Raw genomic sequence first — 20732 nt, 5'->3', positions numbered from 1 at the left:
CCTTAGCCGAAACGGCCGGTGATGTAGTCCTCGGTCTGCTTGTTCTTGGGTTTCATGAAAATCTTTTGGGTCGCGCCGTGCTCCACCAGCAGGCCTTCGTAGAGGAAGGCGGTATAGTCGGAGACCCGCGCCGCCTGCTGCATGTTGTGGGTGACGATGATGATGGTGTAGTCCCGGCGCAGTTCGCCCATCAGTTCCTCGACCCGGGCCGTCGATTTGGGATCGAGAGCGCTGCAGGGCTCGTCCATGAGGATGACCTCGGGATTGACGGCGATGGCCCGGGCGATGCACAGGCGTTGTTGCTGGCCGCCGGACATGCCGAGGGCCGATTCCTGCAGGCGGTCCTTGACCTCGTCCCACAGGGCCGCTCCTTTCAGGCTGCGTTCCACCGCCTCGTCGAGAGTCGCCTTGTCCTTGACCCCGGCGATGCGCAGGCCGTAGATGACGTTCTCGTAGATCGATTTGGGGAAGGGGTTGGACTTCTGGAAGACCATGCCGACCCGGCGGCGCAGCTCGATGACGTCCATGCCCGCGCCGTTGATTTCGGTACCGCCGAGGAGGATTTCCCCCTCGACGCGGGTGCCGTCAACGAGATCGTTCATGCGGTTGAGACAGCGCAAAAAGGTTGACTTGCCGCAGCCGGAAGGACCGATCAGCGCCGTCACCTGGCGGCGGGGGAAGGTCAGGTTGAGGTTGTACAGAGCCTGGGAGTTGCCGTAGTAGAAATTCAGTTTTTTGACGTCGATGACCGGAACGTCCGGCTCGACGGCGGGGGTAACGCGGGTGTCTTGATCCACAGTCGACCTCGTTTGAAAAATGTCCGGAAAGCGTAGGCTTTCTAGAAGGTTCCGTAGGTGTAGCGCTTTTTCATCTTGTTGCGCAGATAGATGGCCAGGCTGCTCATCAGCAGCACGATCAGCACCAGCAGCAAGGTGGTGACGTAGACCATCGGCAGTGCCGCTTCCACGTTCGGCGACTGGAAGGCGATGTCGTAGATGTGGAAGCCCAGGTGCATGAACTTGCGGTCCAGATGGAGGAAGGGAAAGGTGCCGTCCAAAGGCAGGGTCGGCGCCAGCTTGACCACGCCGGTGATCATCAGCGGCGCAACCTCGCCGGCGGCGCGGGCCATAGCCAGGATCAGGCCGGTCATGATGCCGGGGGAGGCCATGGGCAGCAGAATCCGCACCAGGGTCTGGAATTTGGTCGAGCCAAGGGCGAGAGAGCCCTCGCGGATCCCGGCGGGGATGGCGCCGAGGGCTTCCTCGGTGGCGACGATAACCACCGGCACGGTGAGCAGGGCCAGGGTCAGGCTCGCCCAGAGAATGCCGCCGGTGCCGAAGGTCGGTGTCGGCAGGCGCTCGGGAAAGAGCAGCTGGTCAAGTCCCGAGCCGAGGCCGTAGACGAAGAAGCCGAGGCCGAAGATGCCGTAGACGATGGAGGGGATGCCAGCGAGGTTGTTGACGGCGATGCGTACCATGCGCACCAGTGGGCCGTCTTTGGCGTACTCCTTGAGATAGACGGCAGCCAGTACGCCCAAGGGGAAGGAGAAGAGGCTCATCAGGAAGATCAGCATGACCGTGCCGAAGATCGCCGGAAAGAGTCCCCCTTCGGTGTTCGCTTCGCGGGGCTCGCCGACGAAGAGCTCCTTGACCTTGTCGAGATAGACCCAGCTTTTGGCGAAGACGCCCATGGCGTTGGGCGGATAATAGCGGACGAGGTCAGAGGCCTGGAGGGTTTTCTCTTGGCCGTCGGCGGTGACGAAAGTGGCCGTGTAGTTGCGCAGTCCGGCGGCCGCTTCGGCCTGGTCGGTTAAGATGCGCTCGAACCTGGTGCGGAGCTGACCTAAGCGGCGATCGATGTCGGCGATATCCTCAGCGTTTTTTTCGGCTCCCTGATGGAGAAGTTTCTGCCGACGCTGTTCGAGTTTGGCGACGTCGCGGTTGAGTTTGGCCATCTCTTCGTCCAGTATCCGTCCATTCTCGGCCTCGTCCGCGACCCGTTCCCGCAGCTGTTCCAGGGCCGGAAGGTCGGTGCCGCTCAGGTTGGGGCCGGAGATGCTCGTCAACATCCCGTAAAAATTGCCGTATTCCTTCCGTTCCAGAGTCAGGGCGGCGGCCGGTTCCTCCTGCTTGACGATGTTCGCCTCGTCGATCCAGCGGAAGTCGAGCCCGTAGAGATCGCGGTTGCCAATCTTGAACTGCAAGCGCATCCCCTCGCCGGAAGCGGCGGGTTTGCGCTGGGTGATCTCACCTAGTACCCGGCTGCCGTCATCCAGGGTCGCCAGGGTCAGGTTTTTCGGCCAGAAGACGCCGAGGCCATTGATTAAGATGACGACGATCAGGGTCGCGGCAATCATCAAGGTCAGGGCCATGGCGGCGCCGGTGGCCCAGACCATGGTTTCGCCTTCACGCCAGTAATTTTTCATAATCGAAATCCAGTGAGTGGTCATTGGTGATGAGTGATTGATGTTTTCGGATGGCCGCCTAGAAGCGTCCATACTTTTTGCGCAGCCGCTGGCGCACCACCTCGGCGACCGTGTTGAGGCAGAAGGTGAACACGAAAAGGATGACCGCCGAGAGGAAGAGCACCCGGTAGAGGGTGCCGCCGTGGGGCGCCTCGGGGATTTCCACGGCGATGTTGGAGGAGAGCGGGCGCATGCCGTTGAACATGCTCAAATCGATGATCGGAGTATTGCCGGTGGCCATGAGCACGATCATCGTTTCGCCGATGGCCCGGCCCAGGCCGATCATGATGGCGGCGAAGATTCCCGGCGAAGCCGAGGGGAGGATCACCCGCCAGACCGTCTGCCAGCGGCTCGCGCCCAAGGCCAGGGAGGCGGCGCGCAGGCTGGGCGGAACATTGGAGAGGGAATCCTCGGCGATGGTGAAGATGATGGGGATGACGGCGAAGCCGAGAGCGAAGGCGATGACGATGCTGTTGCGCGGGTCGTAGCGTTGGCCGGTTTCGTTGAAGAGCCAGAGTTTGAAGTTGCCGTCAAAAAACCAACCTTCAACCAGCGGTCCCAGGGTCACAGCGGCGGCGATGGCCAACAGCAGTACCGGTGCCACAGCCAAGAACTCGTACCCCCGCTCCACCCGTTTCAGGGGTTGAAAGCGGCGCAGCCATTGCCAGAGCAGAATGCCCAGCACCAGGGCCAGGGGGATCAAAATAACGCTGAGAAAGAGGGCCGGCACGGCTTTTTCCAGTTTCGGTGCGAACCACAGCGCGGCGAGAAAACCGATGACGACCGAAGGGATCGCCGCCATGACCTCCACCGCCGGTTTGATCCACTGGCGCAACCGGGGGCTTCCGAACTGGCTGATGTAGATGGCGCCGTAAAGGGCGATGGGGACGGCGAAGAGCATGGCGTAAAAGGTGCCCTTGAGGGTGCCGAAGATCAGCGGGGTCAGGCTCAGTTTCGGCTCAAAATCGTCATTGGCGGCCGAGGATTGCCAGACATGGGCGGGTTCGTCGTAGCTTTCGTACCAGACCTTGCCAAAGAGGGTGCGCCAACTGATTTCCGGATGGGGGTTGTCGATGCCCCAGAGTTGCAGGCGGCCGCTTTCGTCCCGGCCCAGCAGGCCGTTACCGCGGGGGGCGAGAACGATCTGGATCAGGGGGGATTCGGTCTCGATACGCAGCAGGTGGCGCTCGCTGGTCATGTGGTCAAGGTGGATGCTGCCGTTGGCATCGAAGCTGGCCAGGGATTTATCCCGCCGGGACGGGACGATTTCCCGCACTTCCTGGTCGTGGTCGCTCAGGCGATGAATGCGGGTCAGGCGGGGGTCCCCGCCTTCGGCCGGACGTACCGGAAACCAGGTGGAGAGATGGCCCTTCTCGTCCCCCACGGCCAGGGAGATATCACCGAAGACCAGAGCCAGTGCGGTTACGGCGGCGTTGTCGTTCCGGGCGCTGACGTGATTCGTCAATCTCGGCGGGGCGTTCTCGCCCAATTCCCAGTGCAGTAGGCTGCCTTGGGCGGTGCCGGCATAGAGGGCCGCTCCCGGGTGATCGAGAATCAGGGCGGTGATCGGTTCCTTCGTATCCGTCAGAAAGTGGCTCGCCGTGTTGCGCGTTTCATTGCCGAAGAAATCCCTGCTGATGGTTTCCTGGGTGACCTTGAGCCGGTTGTCGGCGAAGAGATCGACGCGGATTCGACCCTCGTCCGTTACCCGGGCCAGGGATCGCTTCGGAAGGCCTTCTTTGGGAGGAAGGAATTCCGCTTGGCGCTGAACTTCGCGGTTGAAGGAGCGTCCCCCCCCGGCGTCAAAATGTGCGCTGAAACGCACCTGATCGATCGTCAGGGTGCCGTCACTCCAGAGGATGGAGAAGGTCAAAGGCGCTTCGACTTGGGCCGCAAGGGGGCGGGCGGCATTGGCGCTTGGGGGTGCCAGGGGCAGGCTTTCACCGGTTTCTCCTCCGGGCAGTGCGGAAAAGCGGAAAAAGCCGTCGGCGTCAAGGACCACGGTGGTTTCCAGGTATTCGTCGAGATCTGCGGCGAGAATTTTTACGGATGGCGCAGAATCCGCTGGAGAAAGATCCGCGAGCGGAGTCGCCGCCGGCGACTTGAAGAGGGGCAGGGTGACATTACCGATCAGCAGCAGGATCAGGATGACGCTGGCGATGATCGCCAGTCCGCCGATGGTGATGACGTAGCGGGCGAGGCGGTCTCGAATCTTGACCTGCCGGAGAACGTTTTTATCCATGGATTGAGCCTTGTCTGGGAGCCCGTTGCACATAAAGGACCGGATCGAAAGACCCGGTCCTTTTCATGATAACAAGGTGAAGCGCAAGTTTACTTGAGCAGATTCAGCTGTTTTTCGGCGACCGTTGCGGGCAGGGGAAGATAGCCATCCTTGACCACGACTTCCTGGCCTTCTTTGGAGAGGGCATACTTGAGGAACTCATCGACCATCTTCGGCAGCGGCTGGTTGGGCTGCTTGGCGACGTAGAGGTAGAGCATGCGGCCCAGCGGGTACTTGCCTTCCAGAACGTTTTCATAGGATGGCTCATACGCCTTCTCGCCGTCTTTCTTGGCCAGGGCCAGGGCTTTGACTCCGGAGGTCTTGTAGCCGATACCCGAGTAACCGATGCCGGCCTTGTCTTCGGTAACGGAAAGGACCACCGAGGCGCTGCCCGGCTGTTCCTTCACGGTGTCTTTGAAATCCCCCTTGGCCAGGGCGTTCTCTTTGAAGTACCCGTAGGTACCCGAGGCCGAGTTACGGCCGTAGAGGCTCAACGGCTTGCCGGCCCATTCGCCGGTCAGGCCGACCTGGCCCCAGGTGGTGATCTCCTCGGCGGCACCACTTTTGCGGGTCTTGGAAAAGATGGCGTCAACCTGGGTCAGAGAAAGTTCCTGGAGAGGATTGTCCTTGTTGACATAAACGGCCAGAGAGTCGAGAGCGACACCGACGGCGAGGGGCTTGTAGCCATATTTGGCTTCGAAGGCTTCGATTTCGCTCTTTTTCATCTCACGGGACATGGGGCCGATCTGGGCAGTGCCTTCGATCAGGGCCGGAGGGGCGGTGCTGGAACCCTTGCCCTCGATCTGGATGTTGACGTTAGGGTAGAGCTTGCGGAAGCCCTCGGCCCAGAAGGTCATCAGGTTGTTGAGGGTATCGGAACCGATACTGTTCAGATTGCCGGAAACTCCCTCACTTTTTACGTACCCTTTCAATGCCGGGTCGACGGTGATGTTTTCGGCCAGGGCCGGGGTCGAGCTCAGGGCGACCAAGGCGGTCACGGCGAGCAGCCATTTTTTGCCAATTCCTCTTTTCATGCCGATCTCCTTGTTTTTTCGATTGTGCCCCTTGCGGGGGGTCGGTTTGTTTTTCTTGAGATGGAGTATCGGCAAGAAATGTTACGATTGTGTTAGCGCACCATGAGGGGTCTGATAAATGAAACATCGACTCAAAAAAAGCGGCGCCCGAAGGCGCCGCGTGAAGATGAACAGGAAATCGAAATCTCAGACTCAATGGGCGGGGTGTTCGTGCTCTTCCTCGACCTCTTCCCAACCGGTCCACATGGGGACGAAGTGGGCGAAGGGCGTATGTCCCAGGGTCGCCAGATAGAAATGCGTGAAGACGAAGGCGCAGAGGGAGCACGCCAAGATGAAGTGCAGACCGACCACCATTTTCAAACCGCCGACCATGAGCAGGGTATTGCGCAACGGGTCGATGTTCAGCAGCATGAAGCCGGTGATAATGACCAACGGCACCAGAACGAACATGATGACCAGGTAGGCCCCCTTCTGCATGGGATTGAATTTGTTGTCCGGGGAGGTATGGTGAGGATTGGGCTTGCCTCGGAAGTAGTTGAAGAAATAGAAGATGGCCTGACGGAGCATGCCGCTTTGGATGTCCCCCTTGGTCGGCACGTAAAGTTGTTTCAGGGTGCCGGCGAAGACCAGATAGTAGGCGATCCACAGTACGAAGGAGATCGCCACGACGATCCCGGCGGTGTTGTGCAGGGCGATGGCCGACTTGTAGGTCCCGAAGATATTGACATACTCGGGGAAACGAATCTGTGCGCCGGTAACGCAGAGGGTGACAATTCCCAGGGCGTTCAGCCAATGCCAGATGCGAACCGGGGTCGGTTGCAGGTAGATCATTTTTTTCGACTGCTCAGACATAATCAGTGTTCCTTCCCTTCTCTGTTTTTACGGGTCAAAAAGCGCAGGGTACCGTGGCCCACAGGCATCACCAGGCCGCCGAGGATAATCAGAAGACCGGCGATGTTCAGCCATTTGCTGCGGGTCGCGCCCATCATGTAGAAATCCGGAGTGCCGTTGAGAACGTCGAGGACCGCGCCTTTTTCCACGGCCAGACGGGCGTAGCTGCCGTCCTGCTCGGGGAAGGCGACATAACTGGTCTGCATGGCCTCAGGGCCCGAAGCGTGGCAGAAGGAGCAATCCCAGCGGTTGTCGAGGATCTGGAAAGTGTGGGTCACTTTTTCCGGGGTCATCATCCCCCAAAGGCGCAGACCTTGGTATTCGGGGGTGCCGTTGAAGGCGCGGAGTTCGGCGAGGGAGATCTCGTTGTTACCGTCGCTGTCGAGGAGTGCCTGCACCGGTTTGTCGCCGGCCAGTTTGGCGAGATCCTCCTGCGAAGCGGGAGCGAAGTTGCTGTAGCGGTTTTCGGCGTCCCGTTGTAGTAGGTACATGGTGATGACGTAGTTTTCCGAGCCGGTATGGCAGGTGATGCAGGGCAGCGCTTCGATATGCAGACCCGCCTGCGGCAGCCACTGGTCGTGCAGCTTGGTCATTTCGACGGTGTCGTGGCACTTGGCACATTGCTGGTTCATGTCGAAACCGGCGACTTCGGTGGCCGACTTGACTTCGTGGGGATTGTGGCAGTCGGCGCAGGACGCGGCGGAGCCATGGACGCTGGTGGTGTATTCCTTGTCAATTTCGTCGTGGCAGTCCTTGCAACTGGCTTTCGATGGGGTCAGCCCGTCATCGGGATGGGCGTCGGTGACCGATTCATGGCAGGCAGTGCAGCCCATTTCGGCGTGGGCGGTGGTGTCGAACTGGCTTTCGTTGATGGCGAAGGCGTCGCCGACTATGCTTGCGTCGCTGTGGCACGCCAGGCAGTCCGCCGACTCCATGGCGGCGGCCGCGGAAACGCCAAGAATCAGGGCCAGGACTAGGCTCAGTACCCCATACATGGTTTTGTTCAGTTGTCGCACGGTGTTTCCCCCTTTTCTCTGGAAAAGTTGAGGTTGCTTACTCGAGTTGATGCTTGGTTGACGATAAAAATCCACAGTCCCGGTTTAGTTGAATGGCGCCGACGGGGCCTTTTCCTTTCCGATGAACAGTCCTCTGACCATTCCGCCGAGGAGCATCAGCGCCGGAACCATCTGCGCCACGAAAATCAGGGCGCAAAAGCCGATAAACAACCAGGCGCCGATTCCCATCGTTCCGGCTTCACCCTCCGCCGAGGCGAGAGCCGTCCCGCTCAGCGCGACCCAAAGCGCCACGACGCCCGCAATGTATCGCAAGGCATTCATCCATTTCTCCTTTCCCTAGTGATCGACGCTTTTCTAATGGGACGCTTATGTGTAATCGTAAACTTACTAGCAGCGCCTGTGCCAACTTGTAGTATCCTTTTTTTGTTTTTTAAATATCTAAAATTACATGTATTTTCAAAACATTGTCGACAGTGTGCGGAAAGCGGTTCGAGCTGTAGTACATTAAAGTTATACTTTGAAGAGCTCTTCGGCACCCAGCGGCTTTTGTGTGTACGCGAAAAAACCGGTAAAATCAGTTGGTTGGACGGCCGTATTAGGTGTACAATAAAAATGTTCAGAGTGGTGTGTATACAATCAGATTCTTCCAATGGAAGATTTTTCAAGTTTCTATTATCACGAATCGCGGTACCAGATCAACATTGGATTGATTTTATGAAGAAAAACCAGTAAGATTAATCCGAATTTTCGGGGAGAGTGTTTGTTCCCGGCCGGCACCCCCCAGCGTCGGCAGATGAGGAGTTTGCAGCAGATGACCAATGCCAGGATCCTTGTGGTAGATGATGAGGCGGTGATTCGCGAGGGAATTCGCCGCATTCTTGAAAAGGAGGGTTACCAGGTCGAGCCCAAGTCGAGCGGCCGGGTTGCCTTGGAACGTTTACAGGAAGAAGACTTCGATCTCGTAATCACCGACCTGAAAATGCCGGGCATGGGTGGTCTGGAGCTACTCAAGGCGATTCGGATTCTGCAGCCGAATGTGCCGGTTATCCTGATCACCGGCTATTCCACGGTGGAAACCGCCGTGGAGGCCATAAAAAACGGTGCCTTCGATTACCTGGCCAAGCCCTTTACGCCGGCGCAGATCACGGAAAAGGCGCAGAAGGCCTTGGAACAGCGGGCTCTGCTGCTGGGTTCGGCGGAGGCGGAGGAGTCGGAGATCAAGGATCTCGGGCTCGGTGGCCTGGTTGGCGAGAGTCCGCAGATGCATAAGGTTTTCAAGCGCATCACGCAGGTGGCGCGTACCGAAAGCACGGTTCTCATTACTGGCGAAAGCGGAACGGGTAAGGAACTGGTGGCCCGTGCCATTCAGCAGAACAGTCCGCGCAAGGACCAGCCCTTTGTCGCGGTCGATTGCACCTCCTTGGCGGAGAGCCTCCTCGAAAGCGAACTCTTCGGCCACGTTAAAGGCTCCTTCACCGGCGCGGTGCAGACCAAGATGGGCCTGTTCAAGGTTGCCGACGGCGGCACCCTGTTTCTCGACGAGGTTTCCAATATCAGTCTCACCACCCAGGCCAAACTGCTGCGCGTCCTGCAGGAGCGGGAAGTGACGCCGATCGGCGGAACCAAGCCGGTCCCCATCGACATCCGCCTGATCGCCGCCACCAATCGTAATCTCAAGGACATGGTGGCCGAGGGCAAGTTCCGTGAAGACCTCTTCTTCCGCCTCAATATCATTCCCATCGACCTGCCCCCGCTGCGTGAGCGCAAAGGAGATCTCGTTCCGCTGGTCAAATTTTTTCTCAAGAAATTCGGCGACGAAATTGGCAAGGAAGTGCGAGGACTCTCCCCCGGTGCCATGGCCATGCTCAAGAAATATCCCTTCCCCGGCAATGTCCGGGAATTGGAGAATCTCATCGAACGCGCCGTGGTCCTCAGTCTTGGTGATCTGATTGAGGCCGAGGATCTGGAATTGCCGGTGGATGAGATGGAGGACTTGGCCGGAGGCGAGGATTACGTTCCCCGTACCACCGAGGAACTCAAGGAAGCCAAGCGAGAAATTCGTGAGCGGGCGGTGGCGCCCATCGAGCGGGCCTTTGTGTTGGACGCTCTCAAGCGTAACGACTGGAACATCACCAAGGCCGCCGAGGAAGTCGGCATGCTTCGTCCCAACTTCCAGGCCCTGCTGAAGAAGCAAGGAATTTCCGTGCGCGATCGGGTGATGGAGTAGCTTTAGCACAACCGTGGAGTTCTGAAAAACCCCCGACAGCTCTAGGCCGTCGGGGGTTTTTTGTTGTCAAGGAGATCCTGTCGCCTGAAAAGAGAGGAGTCAGGCGTTCACGGTTGCTGGTTGTTCTTGGGCCTGCTCTTGGACGATAGGCAGTTTGATGGTGAAGCTGGTGCCACGGCCGAGAACGCTGGCGACCTCAATCGTTCCTCCGTGATTTTCAATGATACCGTAGGAGACACTGAGTCCGAGACCGGTGCCGGCATTCCCCTTGGTGGAAAAGAATGGATCGAAGATTTTCTGCAGGTTCTCCTCGGAGATGCCGATACCCGTGTCGGTTACCCGCGTGAAGAGGAACTTTTCCGGCTCGATGACCCCCGTCTGGAGGATCAACCGCCCGCCCGTGGGCATGGCCTGGCTGGCGTTGATCAGGATGTTCATGAAGACCTGTTCGATCTGACTCGGGTCGATGAGGATTTTCGGCAGATCCGGCGTGTATTCCTTGACCACCTCGATATCGTGGAAGGAGGTATGGTGCTCGACCAGAGACATGGTTTTGTCGAGCAGCAGGTTGATCGACTCGATTTTTTTCTGCGGCACCGATTCCCGCGAGAAGTCGAGCAGTTCGCGAACGATCTTGGCGCAGCGCTGGGTTTCGTGAACGATGGTGCCGAGGTCGGTTCTGAGGGCCGGGTCGAGGCGGGAATCCTCTTCGAGCATGGTCGCGAACATCAACACGCCGGTGAGGGGGTTGTTGATCTCATGAGCGATGCCGGCCACCAGTTCCCCCAGAGAAGCCAGTTTTTCCGAGCGCAGCAGTTTCGACTGCATGCGCTGAATCTTCTCGGTGCGCTCCGCGACCTTGGCTTCCAGGGTGTTGGCCCACTCCCGGCTCTCCTCCTGGGCGACCCGCAGCTTCGCCGTCATGTTGTTGAAAGCTTCGGTCAGTTCCCCCAACTCATCCCGGGGATAGGTCGTGACCTGGGTGGAGAGATCTCCCTGGGCTACGCGCTGGGTCTGTTCAAGCAGATTGCTGACCGGCACGTTGATCAACTGATGGGTCAGCATGGACAGGCAAGTGCCGAGAATCAGAAGCAGTACCAAGGTAAAAACGATGATGTTGTTACGATAGGCGGCGGTCGTTTCCCGAACGCCGGCAAGGTCGACGTGGACATCGAGAATCCCCAGCATCTGTGCTTCGGGCGGATGAAAATGGCACTGGGCGGTGTAGCAGCTTTCTTTGTTGAGGATCTCCTTGGTGACGCCGAGCAGTTCCACCCCGTCGCGGTTAACGAAGATGCGGCTACGAGCCGTGGATGAGGCTTGGACGCGAGTGGTTTCGCCGGTATGGCAGCCGCTGCATCCTTCCGAACCGCGGTCGACGCAGGTGCCGATCTCTTCCTTGAGAGTGGAAAAATTGATGGTCCCCTCTTTGTCGAGGAGGCGGATTCGGTTGACTCCTTTCTGAGAGCCGACTTCCTCAATCATCTGATAGACCCGTTCCCGGTCGTCTTCGAGCATCTGGTAGTGGGTCGTGCGGATGATGGTCTCGCTCAGGTTCTCGACATCCTTCAGGGCCTCGTCCATGAACATGTTGGTCAGGGTTTCGACATTGAGGAAGGCATACATGATCATGGCCGTAAGCAAGACGGCACCCATGACGATATTGTATTTATTGATCAATTTGAGATGCACGGAACTCCCTTTAGGTGAGTCAAATGAAAGAGTAGATAAATCAGGATTTTATGTGATTTATCGGGGAAATGCAAGTGGACGGGGAGGGCGTTGCGAATGATTACCAACGCCATCTTCCGAATCACGGGATAACGGCTTGAAATCCTTCGTCTCGTTGCGACGATTCCGGAAGGCGGTCGGCAAAGGGTCGAAATCCTGTTAATAACACGTTGATTTTTCTTGGGTTGTTGGATATTATCGGGGCCATTCACTCGCGGCGCCGGACACACCCTGCGATTGCGATTCTGCGGTGTGGATATAAAATGAAGAATTTCAAAGGGTTTGTGGAGGCCGGGAGCTTGGAGCCATCTTCGTATGCCTTTTCCGGGCCGGGGGCGCTAACCAAAATGTACCAAGGGTGTTCATGATGTCCGAATCAATGCGCAGCATTCTGTTGGTGGATGGCAACCGTGAGGCCAGGGAGGGTCTGGCCGTCATGTTCCGCAAGCATATCGGCTGCGTCGTGCTTGAATGCCAGTCCCCGGCGGAGGCTCTTGAGGCTTTGCAGGAACAGGACATCTCTTTGGTTGTCACCGATCTTTTCGCCCCCCGCCAGGGGGGAATCGACCTGCTCAAGCAAGTGCGGGCCGACCATCCCCAGGTGGCCGTGATCGTCAGTGTGCCTTACGGCGACCGCGACTCGGTGGTGGAAGCCCTGCGCCGCGGCGCCATCTTCTATATCCATTCCCCCTATGATTTCGAGGAAGCGGTCATTGCCACGGCGCGTGCCCTCGAACACCGCGATCTTCTCGTCTATCAGCAGAAACGCAGTCCGAAAATCAGCAAGAGCGACGGATTCTACGGGATCATCGGCCAGTCGCCGAAGATGCTGCGGCTCTTCTCGATTCTGGAAAAGGTTGCCGAGGACGGCGAAAGCAATGTGCTGATTCATGGCGAAAGCGGTACCGGCAAGGAACTGGTCGCTCGCGCTACTCATGCCTATAGTCCGCGTAAAGGGAAGAATTTTGTTCCCGTGAACTGCGCAGCGATCCCCGATGAACTGCTGGAAAGCGAGCTTTTCGGCTACGTCAAGGGCGCCTTTACCGGCGCCAACCAGTCGAAGATCGGCCGTATCCAGTACGCCGACGGCGGTACCCTTTTTCTCGACGAAATTGGTGACATGAAACCGGCCCTGCAGGCCAAGCTGCTGCGGGTTATCCAGGAACGGGAATTCGAACCGGTGGGCGGAGTCAAGCCGGTATCGGTGAACGTGCGCATCGTCGCCGCCACCCATCGCGATCTGGAAGCGGCGGTCGCTGCGGGACGTTTCCGGGAGGATCTCTACTACCGGCTGAGCGTCGTGCCGGTCCAGATACCCCCCTTGCGCGAGCGCAAGGAAGATATCCCGGTGCTCATCGAGAAGTTCGTCCAAGTGTTTAACCGGGGACGGAAGAATGCCCTCAAGGGGTTCGCCCCCGATGCCATGGCGGCGCTGCTTGAATACCCCTGGCCGGGGAATGTGCGGGAGTTGGAAAACCTCGTCCAGCGTATGTCGGTGCTGCATGCCGATGAGTGGGTTTCCGCCGAAGATCTGCCGGAGAAATATCAAGCGGCCGGGGCGAGCGTCGTCGAGGCGCCGGGAAATGCGATGGTCGAGGAATGTGTCGAGGGAATTGACGAAGAAAATTTCGACTTCAATACCCTGGTCAGCGATTTTGAGGATCGCCTGATTCTCAAGGCCCTGACCAAGACCGGCGGCAACAAGAAAGAAGCGGCCCGGCTCCTTAATCTCAAGCGCACGACCCTGATCGAGAAGATCAAGAAAAAACAGCTCGAAGCCGAAGCTCCCCCCGGCGAGTTTGTCTGATATCGGGCGGCTTCAGCGGCTTTGCTCCTGCATGTGCTGGCGGATCTTAACAAGGATTTCGCCGCTGTTTGCGGGGGTGACGAGAATGTCCCGGGCGCCGTATTTGACCGCCTGCAAGACCGTTTTCCGGGTCCATTCCGGGCCGGCGGCGATCAGCGGCGTCTTTTCACCGACCGCCGATTGAATCTTGATGATCGAGGCCAGCCCTCGTTCCCCCACCTCGCGCATGGCGAGAAAAACTCCTAGAACCTTCCTCCCCTGAATCGCCCCCGGAAAATCCTCCTGAAAATGTAGACAGGCCAGATTGCATCGGCACTGATCAGAAAAATTTCTGGCGAAGGCTTCGGCCGACTGCTGGGTTTCCGATACGACCATCAGTAGCCCCTCGCTGTCGAGGACGATCGGGCCGCTTGTCTCCTGAATAGCCCGTGGCGCCTCCGGCGACGCTGGGGCTGCGCCTTCCTCTTTGTTGTCCACCCCGCCGGGAAGGGGCAGTTTCAGTAACTGGGGGGGGATGAGGATGCTCAACGGGCCCAGGGGGGCGCCATCCATTTTTGCCTGGCCGGAGCAGGTATAGTAGGCGCCTGGCGGGATGGTCGAGTCGCTGGGGCTGGGGGTGAACTCTTTGAGTTCGGTCTTCTTGAAGTGCAGCTTGGGATCAGCGTGCTCAATGAAAACGGCGGTATAGACCCCGGCCATGATGTTGGCAATTTCGCCGTAGGCATCGGAGACTTCGCCGTCGAAGAGCTGCTTTTTCCGGCGCGCCGCCATCTCGTCGGGGGGCAGGAGAATCAGGGTTCCCCCCAGGGTGATGGCGTCCTTGAGGCCAATGACCACGTAAGCGAGACCTTCGGCGTCACCGCTGACGGTCAGGGTGGACAGAACCTGTTTGCCGCTTAAGGGGGCGTAGATCTCATCCCGCGAACGCAAACCGTGGGTAATGTCATCGACGGTGAAGTCCTGCCCCAGCAGCCCGCCGACCTCTTCACTGAGTTTTTCGAGAATTTCGTTTGAGAGTCTGTTCAGGTAGGCCAGTCTGTCCATGACGACCTTTTCGTGATGCCCGGTTTATTTGAGTCCGACGAACTGGAGTTCCACCAGCATGACCCCGTTGGCCAGGGTGAAGGGGACCGCGACCCATTCCGCGTTGGCCAGACTGTGCACGGTATAGGCCTGACCGCCGATCGCCGTGGGAATGGAGAGTTCGATGTTCTGGTTGTGCCGTGCGAAATAGATCTTGAGACCGCCGGCGACCATATTGGCGATTTCGCCGATGGCGTCACGCACGTCGTCATCGATTTCCTCCACCTCCATCCCCAGCAGGCTGCCGGTGATGGCCATGGCCACCTGGTTGGGACAGTTTATCCGCAACATCCCCTTGATGTCACCGGAAAAACCGAGGATGCCGCTGATCGCGTCGCTAAAAGCGGTGGTCTTTTCCGTGGCCGGAGCGCCGGGGGCGGCCTCCAGCATGACCATGGTGTTAAACACATCGCTGGTCGCTTCGATGATGGCTTGGGCAAAATCCATGGGAATATCCTTTCCGCGTCGGAGCAAAACGGGGATCAGGTCTGCTGCTCCAGTTGCAGTTCCACGAGAAATCGTCCTGCGGTGCTCTCAAAAGGCACCATGGAACAGCCCTGCTGCGGCTGATAGTCGAGGGAGTAGGAACCTCCGCAGACCGCCGAAGGGATGGAAAGCTGAATATCCTTGCTGTTGTCGCTGAGTTTGGCCTTGATCGACCCGGCCAGCATGTTGGCCAGTTCACCCATGGCGTCCTTGACGTCGTCATTGACGTCATCGACCTCCAGGCCGAGAAAGTTGCCGGTGATGGCCATAGCAGCGGTCGCGGGAGCGTGGATGGCGAGCATTCCCTTGTAAAGACCGGCCATGCCGACTATCCCGGTGACGCTTTTCTGATGGGTTTTAATCCGCTCCGTCAGCGGCGCTAGCGGATTGACCTCCATCATCAACATGGTAGAGAAGATTTCGACGGTGGCGTCGGCGATATGCGTATCCCAGCTCAAAAGACCCTCCAGACTTATGGGGTGGTTGCCGTGATTCTCCGGGGGTCGTCAGGGTCGGATTTGCAGGGATCCGACCCTGACGGCAAGGACACTACATGAGACCGCCCAGGGTCTCACTGACCTGTTCCGGCGTAAAGGGCTTTTTGATGCTCCCTTTTGCGCCGAGGGATTTGGCTTCGGCGAGGATGTCGGCCCCGGCCTCGGTGGTAATCATGACCACTGGGATTCCCTTGATGGCGGCATTGGCCGATTTCTGCCGCAGGAACTCGATACCGTCCATGTTCGGCATATTGATGTCGCTGAGGATAATGTCGACACCCTCTTTGGCGAGAAGCTGCAGAGCCTCCTGACCGTCTCCCGCTTCGAGGATGGTGTCGAAATCGAGACCCGCCTGGCGCAGGGAGCGGGTGACGATTTTACGCATGGTGCTGGAGTCGTCGATGATCAGAACTTTTTTGCCCATGATGAAGATCCTTTCCAGTGAAGATCGCTAAGCGATAAGTAGGTTGAAGTTCACTCCGTCCACAGGGTCTGGCCCATGGCGGTGATGGAAAAAGACAGATCGTCGATGGCGTAGGCCCATATGCGGCGCGGCGCGCTTGGGTCGAGTTCCTCCGGTTCCGGTTCCGGCAGACCGAGACGAAAGGGGCGGCCGTCGATGAGCAGCTCGTACATGAAGCGACCGGCAATGATGTTGATCAACTCGGCGAAGTTATCCGTGAGCATCTGGTCGCTGAGTTCTTCTGGCTCCAGGCTGTAGACGCCGGCAGTAATCAGAGCCACCAGCTTCTTCGGCATGCACAGGCGCAACTCCCCTTGCAGGGGGTCGTGGATGAGCAGGCCGACGCACATGGCGTCTTCCGGGGGGATGGCGGTGCTCTCCGGAGCGACCGGCGAGACCTCCATGAAGACCATATTTTCCAGGGTGTCGACGACAGCTTGCCGCATGGCGCGGTCGCAACGGTCGGTGGCTTCGCTCATAGCTCGTCTTTCTCGCGGCGGAACCGGGGGTTTTTCAATCCGGGTCGCCGAGCAGGGGTTCCAGTTTCTCCAGCAGTGCCGGCGGCGAGATCGGCTTGCTGAGAATCGCCAGGGCGCCCAGGGCCATCAGCTCCTTTTCCTTGGCCGGCGTTCCCGCGCTGCTTACGACCAGGACCGGAATCTGGTTGAGTTTCGGGTTGGCGTTGATCCATTTAAGCAGGGTTTCGCCATCCATCACCGGCATATTCAGGTCGGTGATGACCAGGTCGGTGGGGGCTTCCTTGACCCGGGCCAGGGCTTCCTTGCCGTTGGCGGCTTCCACCAGTTCGGCGCCGCCGCAGCCGATGATTTCCAGGCAGCGCTTGATGAACATTCGGGCCGTGGCCGAATCGTCGGCGATAACGATGCGCTTCACATCAGGTCTCCTTGAGGCTTGCCAGGGACGCTTCCACTTTGCGGAACTCATCGCTGCATTCCAGAAGTAAAAGGGCCAAATCGTCCTTGGATATGGTGAAGTGCTCGGCGTATCCCTGATGCAGGTGATACTTCATCGAGTCACTTCCGGTGCCGTGGCCCCCCATCATGGCGAGGATGTCCCCCAGGTGCACGGCGTAGACCAGAGGTCGGAGACCGGGCGCGGCGGTTTCCGGATGGTGGTGATGGCGAATGACCTGGGTCAGGGTGTCGGGCAGCTTCCAGTGGTGCGCCAGTTCAAAGCCGACCTCCGCGTGGTCGAGACCGACCCGTTCCTGTTCGCCGGCCAGATAGTCGGCGGTGTCGCCGCGCACGATATCCGCTACCAGTTCCCGAGAGGTTCCGCGCAGAAATTCCGAGAGGATTGCCTTGCCGATATCGTGCAGCAATCCGGCGGTGAAGGCCAGGTCGGCAGGGAGCGGGGCGCGGGCGTGACGGGCCACGGCGCGTGAGGCGATGGCGGTAAAGAGTTCGTGGCGCCAGAGTTGGCCGCTCTCTCCTTCGTAGCCTTCCAGGGGCTTGCCGAAAAATTCCGAGGTGCATTCCGCGACGGCGATTCCCACGACCATGCGCTCTCCCAGATAACTCACCGCGTGGTCCACCGAGCCGATCGGATGGACCAAGCCCATCACCGCCGAGTTCACTACCCGCAAAATCCGCGCGGTGAGCAGAGAGTCGCATTTGACCAGGTCGATGACCTCCTTCATCTCGTGGTCGGACCGCGCCGTGACCTGCAAGAGTTTGTTGGCGATGGGACTGAGCAGAGGCGCCGCCTGGATTGCCCGGGCGATTTCCGCCTGCCGGTTCAAGGTCGTCATGGGCGCTCCTATATCTTCCAGTTGGGCCGGCCGGGGGAGGAGAGGATCACCTCGCCGGTCTTGACAGAGACCGAAACGGTGCGGCTGAAGGTGCCGCCGACATCTTCGGAACGCGGGCCCAGTCCGTAGGACCAGAGGATTTTCTTGATCGCCAGCAGATTGCGTTTGCCGATGTTGAAGGTGTCGTTGTAGTCCATGATGGCAGCGCCGCCGGCGAGCTTGATAATCAACCCCTTGCCTTTCGGCTGGCAGCCGTGGCGAACCATCTCCTGCAGCAACAGGGGAAGGCCGGTGTCGGCGAAGTAGCCCGGCTTTTCCTTGGCTTTGGCCGGATTGATCTTCGATTCCGGCAGGGCGATGTGGATCATCCCCACGGTGCGGGTCTGGGGATCGAGCAGCACCACGGCGATACAGGAGCCCAGAGCGTAAGTCTTGATCTCCGTATCCGGCTGCTTGCTGGCGCCGTAGTCGCCGATGCCGAGAACCATTTGGCTCATGGAGTTCGCTCCGAAAGGAGACGGATCGTTGCCGGGGCGATATCCGGCAGGGGGACCAGGCGTTCCGCCCCCCCCCTTTCGAAGGCCACCTTGGGCATGCCGAAGACGACCGAAGTCGCCTCATCCTGGGCCAGGGTACGGGCTCCCGCCTGGCGCATGGCGAGCATGCCGCCCGCGCCGTCTCCCCCCATGCCGGTGAGCATGATGCCGATGGCGTTGGCCCCCACCTGCTCTGCCACCGAATGCATGAGAACGTCGACGGAGGGGCGGTGGCCGCTGACCAGTTCGCCGTCCTCGCAGCTGACCTGGTAGATGCCTCCCGAGCGGCGCACGCGCATGTGCTTGCCGCCGGGCGCCACCAGCACCCGGCCGGTCATGATCCGGTCGCCTGATTCCGCCTCCTTGACCTCCATGGGACAGAGCTGGTTGAGGCGGTCGGAGAACATTTTGGTAAAGCCCGCCGGCATGTGCTGAACGATGACCACCCCCGGCATATTGCCGGGAAAGCCGGTGATAACGCTCTTGATGGCTTCGGTGCCGCCGGTGGAAGCGCCGATGGTGATTACCTTGTCCGTCGACTCGGCCAGGGCCTTGACCGGACGGGCGAGGCCGCGGCTGGGGAGGAGATCGCGGCGGTTCTTCCAGCGGCTGACGTTGACCGTCGAGGCGATCTTGACCTTGGTGCGCAGTTCGGCGAGCATGGCGTTCAATCCCTGGGCCATGTTCGAGGTCGGCTTGGCGACGAAATCGACGGCGCCCGCTTCCAGACAGTCGAGAGTGATCTGCTTGCCGGTCTGAGTCAAAGAACTGACCATCACCACCGGAAGCGGATACTGGGGCATGAGCTTGCGCAGGAATTCCAGTCCGTCCATGCGCGGCATTTCCACATCCAGGGTCATGACGTCCGGCTTGCACTTGACGATCAGATCCCGGGCCGAGTAAGGGTCGACGGCCGCGCCGACCACCTCCAGTCCGGGGTCCATGGCCAGCCCCTGGGTGAGGATCTGGCGCACCAGGGCCGAGTCGTCGACGACGAGCACACGGATTTTTCGGATCATCTTCCGGCCTCTTTCTGATAGGTGGCGGGCATCAGATATTTGTAGAGGGACTGGGCGCGGCCGATCGTTTCCGAATGACCGATGCACAGGTAACCGCCCGGTTCGGTGAACTGGTGGAACCTGCCGATCAGGGCTTCCCGGGTGGGCTGGTCGAAATAGATCATTACGTTCCGGCAAAAGATGATGTGAAAAGGCTTCTTGAACGGGAACTGGGCGTTCATCAGGTTGAAGCGGCGGAAGGTCGCCTCATTCTTCAGGCGGTCGATCACCCCCCAGTTGCCGTTGGGCAGACGCCGGAAATACTTGCGGCGCAAGGCTTCGGGAACATCGGCGATGCGCTCTTCGGCGTAGGATCCGGCGCGGGCGATGGAGAGCGCCCGGTCCGAGATGTCGGTGGCGAGGATGCCCGCCGACCACTGGCCGTAGTTGGCGCCGAAAAATTCCGCCATGAGCATGAGCAGCATGTACGGTTCCTCACCGGTCGAGCAGCCGGCGCACCAGACCCGTAGATCCCGGCGGTTCTCCTTCTCCAGTCGGGCGACGATGGTCGGCAGGGCGGTTTCGACAAAGAAGCGGAAATGCTCCTTCTCGCGGTTGAAGAAGGTGTGATTGGTGGAAATCCGGTCGATCAGGTCGCTGAGCGCCTTCTCGCTCTTGTCGTTGACCAGGTGCTCGTAATACTCCTTGAAGGTCGCAAAGCCCGAGGTGCGAATAATCTTCTGCAACCGCCCAACCATCAGGGATTTTTTCTGGTCGGTCAGGTTGATGCCGAAGCGCTGGTAGATCAGGTCGCGCATCAGCTTGAATTCCTGATCGCTGATTTCCATCAGGTAGCTGGACATGAAACCGCTCCCTTATCCGCTGGGCGAAGGTTGCCGGGTGCGACTCAGAAGAGTTCGCCACCGCCGCCGAGCATGGCCAGTTCGTCGCTGTAGAGAAGTTTCTGCACGTCAAGGAGGATTTTCACCTCGTTGCCGATCTTGCCCATACCCTGGATGTAGCGGGTCGATTCCCGGTTGGTGCGGGGTGGGGGTTCGATCTGCTGGTCGGGAATGTCCGCCACCTCGTTGACCTTGTCCACCACCAGCCCGACCTCCTTGTCATCGATGTTGACGACGATGATGCAGGTACGGTCGTCATAATCCCGGGCCGGCAGGCCGAAGCGGGTGCGCACGTCCATCACCGGCACCACCTTGCCGCGCAGATTGATCACCCCCTTGACGAAGGCGGGCATGTCGGGAACGTCGGTGATCTTCTGAATGCCGATGATTTCTGTGACGTAGCGGATCTCGATGCCGTAATCCTCCTTGGCCAGATGGAAGGTCAGGTACATCCCCTTCTGGGAATCCTCGCTGTCGTTATCTCCGGAGAAATTGAGATTCAGGTTGCTCATCTTGGTTTCGGCCATGTCGGTGTACTCCTGCTC

At 59.2% G+C, this 20732-nt stretch carries 21 protein-coding genes; 2 read left to right on the top strand and 19 right to left on the bottom strand.

Annotated elements, in window-relative coordinates; all coding sequences use genetic code 11:
* Positions 1–2: 2 nt before the first annotated feature.
* The 7 genes from pstB to RBR25_RS01195 all read right to left on the bottom strand — a co-directional run bounded on the left by pstB (position 3) and on the right by RBR25_RS01195 (position 8007).
* Positions 3–818, bottom strand: a complete 816-nt coding sequence (gene pstB / locus RBR25_RS01225; protein WP_432817712.1) for a phosphate ABC transporter ATP-binding protein PstB — start codon at positions 816–818, stop codon at positions 3–5.
* A gap of 20 nt (positions 819–838) precedes the next feature.
* Complete coding sequence (gene pstA, locus RBR25_RS01220; RefSeq protein WP_432817697.1) at positions 839–2425, bottom strand: phosphate ABC transporter permease PstA; 1587 nt, start codon at positions 2423–2425, stop codon at positions 839–841.
* Positions 2426–2483: 58 nt separating this feature from the next.
* A complete protein-coding gene (locus tag RBR25_RS01215) occupies positions 2484–4706 on the bottom strand; it encodes an ABC transporter permease subunit (protein ID WP_432817696.1) in 2223 nt (740 codons plus the stop codon).
* Positions 4707–4795: 89 nt separating this feature from the next.
* A complete protein-coding gene (locus RBR25_RS01210) occupies positions 4796–5779 on the bottom strand; it encodes a PstS family phosphate ABC transporter substrate-binding protein (protein WP_432817695.1) in 984 nt (327 codons plus the stop codon).
* Between the two features lie 192 nt (positions 5780–5971).
* Positions 5972–6631 (bottom strand): cytochrome b/b6 domain-containing protein, encoded by a 660-nt coding sequence (locus tag RBR25_RS01205; RefSeq protein ID WP_432817694.1) that lies wholly within the window; start codon positions 6629–6631, stop codon positions 5972–5974.
* A gap of 2 nt (positions 6632–6633) precedes the next feature.
* Positions 6634–7686 (bottom strand): cytochrome c3 family protein, encoded by a 1053-nt coding sequence (locus RBR25_RS01200; RefSeq protein WP_432817693.1) that lies wholly within the window; start codon positions 7684–7686, stop codon positions 6634–6636.
* Between the two features lie 84 nt (positions 7687–7770).
* A complete protein-coding gene (locus RBR25_RS01195; protein ID WP_432817692.1) occupies positions 7771–8007 on the bottom strand; it encodes a hypothetical protein in 237 nt (78 codons plus the stop codon).
* A 490-nt stretch (positions 8008–8497) separates the two neighbouring features.
* Here RBR25_RS01195 and RBR25_RS01190 point away from each other — a divergent pair, with 490 nt between their 5' ends.
* Positions 8498–9913 (top strand): sigma-54-dependent transcriptional regulator, encoded by a 1416-nt coding sequence (locus RBR25_RS01190; RefSeq protein WP_432817691.1) that lies wholly within the window; start codon positions 8498–8500, stop codon positions 9911–9913.
* 99 nt (positions 9914–10012) lie between these two features.
* Here the strand turns inward: RBR25_RS01190 and RBR25_RS01185 are convergent, their stop codons facing one another.
* A complete protein-coding gene (locus tag RBR25_RS01185; protein ID WP_432817690.1) occupies positions 10013–11605 on the bottom strand; it encodes a sensor histidine kinase in 1593 nt (530 codons plus the stop codon).
* Positions 11606–12008: 403 nt separating this feature from the next.
* On the opposite strand from RBR25_RS01185, the gene RBR25_RS01180 reads away from it, so the two are divergent.
* Entirely contained in the window at positions 12009–13451 is a 1443-nt protein-coding gene (locus tag RBR25_RS01180) for a sigma-54-dependent transcriptional regulator (protein ID WP_432817689.1), read from the top strand.
* A gap of 12 nt (positions 13452–13463) precedes the next feature.
* Here the strand turns inward: RBR25_RS01180 and RBR25_RS01175 are convergent, their stop codons facing one another.
* From RBR25_RS01175 to RBR25_RS01125, 11 genes are all read right to left on the bottom strand, one after another.
* A complete protein-coding gene (locus tag RBR25_RS01175; protein ID WP_432817688.1) occupies positions 13464–14495 on the bottom strand; it encodes a hypothetical protein in 1032 nt (343 codons plus the stop codon).
* A gap of 24 nt (positions 14496–14519) precedes the next feature.
* Positions 14520–14981 (bottom strand): chemotaxis protein CheX, encoded by a 462-nt coding sequence (locus RBR25_RS01170; RefSeq protein WP_432817687.1) that lies wholly within the window; start codon positions 14979–14981, stop codon positions 14520–14522.
* A gap of 35 nt (positions 14982–15016) precedes the next feature.
* Positions 15017–15478 (bottom strand): chemotaxis protein CheX, encoded by a 462-nt coding sequence (locus tag RBR25_RS01165; protein WP_432817686.1) that lies wholly within the window; start codon positions 15476–15478, stop codon positions 15017–15019.
* A 91-nt stretch (positions 15479–15569) separates the two neighbouring features.
* The gene (locus RBR25_RS01160; protein ID WP_432817685.1) at positions 15570–15941 is read right to left on the bottom strand and encodes a response regulator; all 372 of its coding nucleotides are present in this window, start codon (positions 15939–15941) and stop codon (positions 15570–15572) included.
* A 50-nt stretch (positions 15942–15991) separates the two neighbouring features.
* The gene (locus RBR25_RS01155) at positions 15992–16459 is read right to left on the bottom strand and encodes a chemotaxis protein CheX (protein WP_432817684.1); all 468 of its coding nucleotides are present in this window, start codon (positions 16457–16459) and stop codon (positions 15992–15994) included.
* Positions 16460–16493: 34 nt separating this feature from the next.
* A complete protein-coding gene (locus tag RBR25_RS01150) occupies positions 16494–16874 on the bottom strand; it encodes a response regulator (RefSeq protein ID WP_432817683.1) in 381 nt (126 codons plus the stop codon).
* A 1-nt stretch (position 16875) separates the two neighbouring features.
* Positions 16876–17751 carry an HDOD domain-containing protein gene (locus tag RBR25_RS01145; protein ID WP_432817682.1) on the bottom strand — a complete coding sequence of 292 codons (876 nt, stop codon included), beginning with the start codon at positions 17749–17751 and terminating at the stop codon, positions 16876–16878.
* A gap of 8 nt (positions 17752–17759) precedes the next feature.
* Entirely contained in the window at positions 17760–18248 is a 489-nt protein-coding gene (locus RBR25_RS01140) for a chemotaxis protein CheD (protein WP_432817681.1), read from the bottom strand.
* A complete protein-coding gene (locus RBR25_RS01135; protein WP_432817680.1) occupies positions 18245–19306 on the bottom strand; it encodes a protein-glutamate methylesterase/protein-glutamine glutaminase in 1062 nt (353 codons plus the stop codon). Before RBR25_RS01135 ends, RBR25_RS01140 begins: the two co-directional genes overlap by 4 nt.
* Positions 19303–20148 (bottom strand): CheR family methyltransferase, encoded by an 846-nt coding sequence (locus tag RBR25_RS01130; protein WP_432817679.1) that lies wholly within the window; start codon positions 20146–20148, stop codon positions 19303–19305. Before RBR25_RS01130 ends, RBR25_RS01135 begins: the two co-directional genes overlap by 4 nt.
* A 44-nt stretch (positions 20149–20192) precedes the next feature.
* Entirely contained in the window at positions 20193–20714 is a 522-nt protein-coding gene (locus RBR25_RS01125; RefSeq protein WP_432817678.1) for a chemotaxis protein CheW, read from the bottom strand.
* Between the last annotated feature and the right edge of the window lie 18 nt (positions 20715–20732).

Origin of the sequence: Trichloromonas sp. (assembly GCF_034006665.1) — a bacterium.
Lineage (GTDB): Bacteria > Desulfobacterota > Desulfuromonadia > Desulfuromonadales > Trichloromonadaceae > Trichloromonas.
This window is presented reverse-complemented; position numbering and strand designations above follow the sequence as displayed.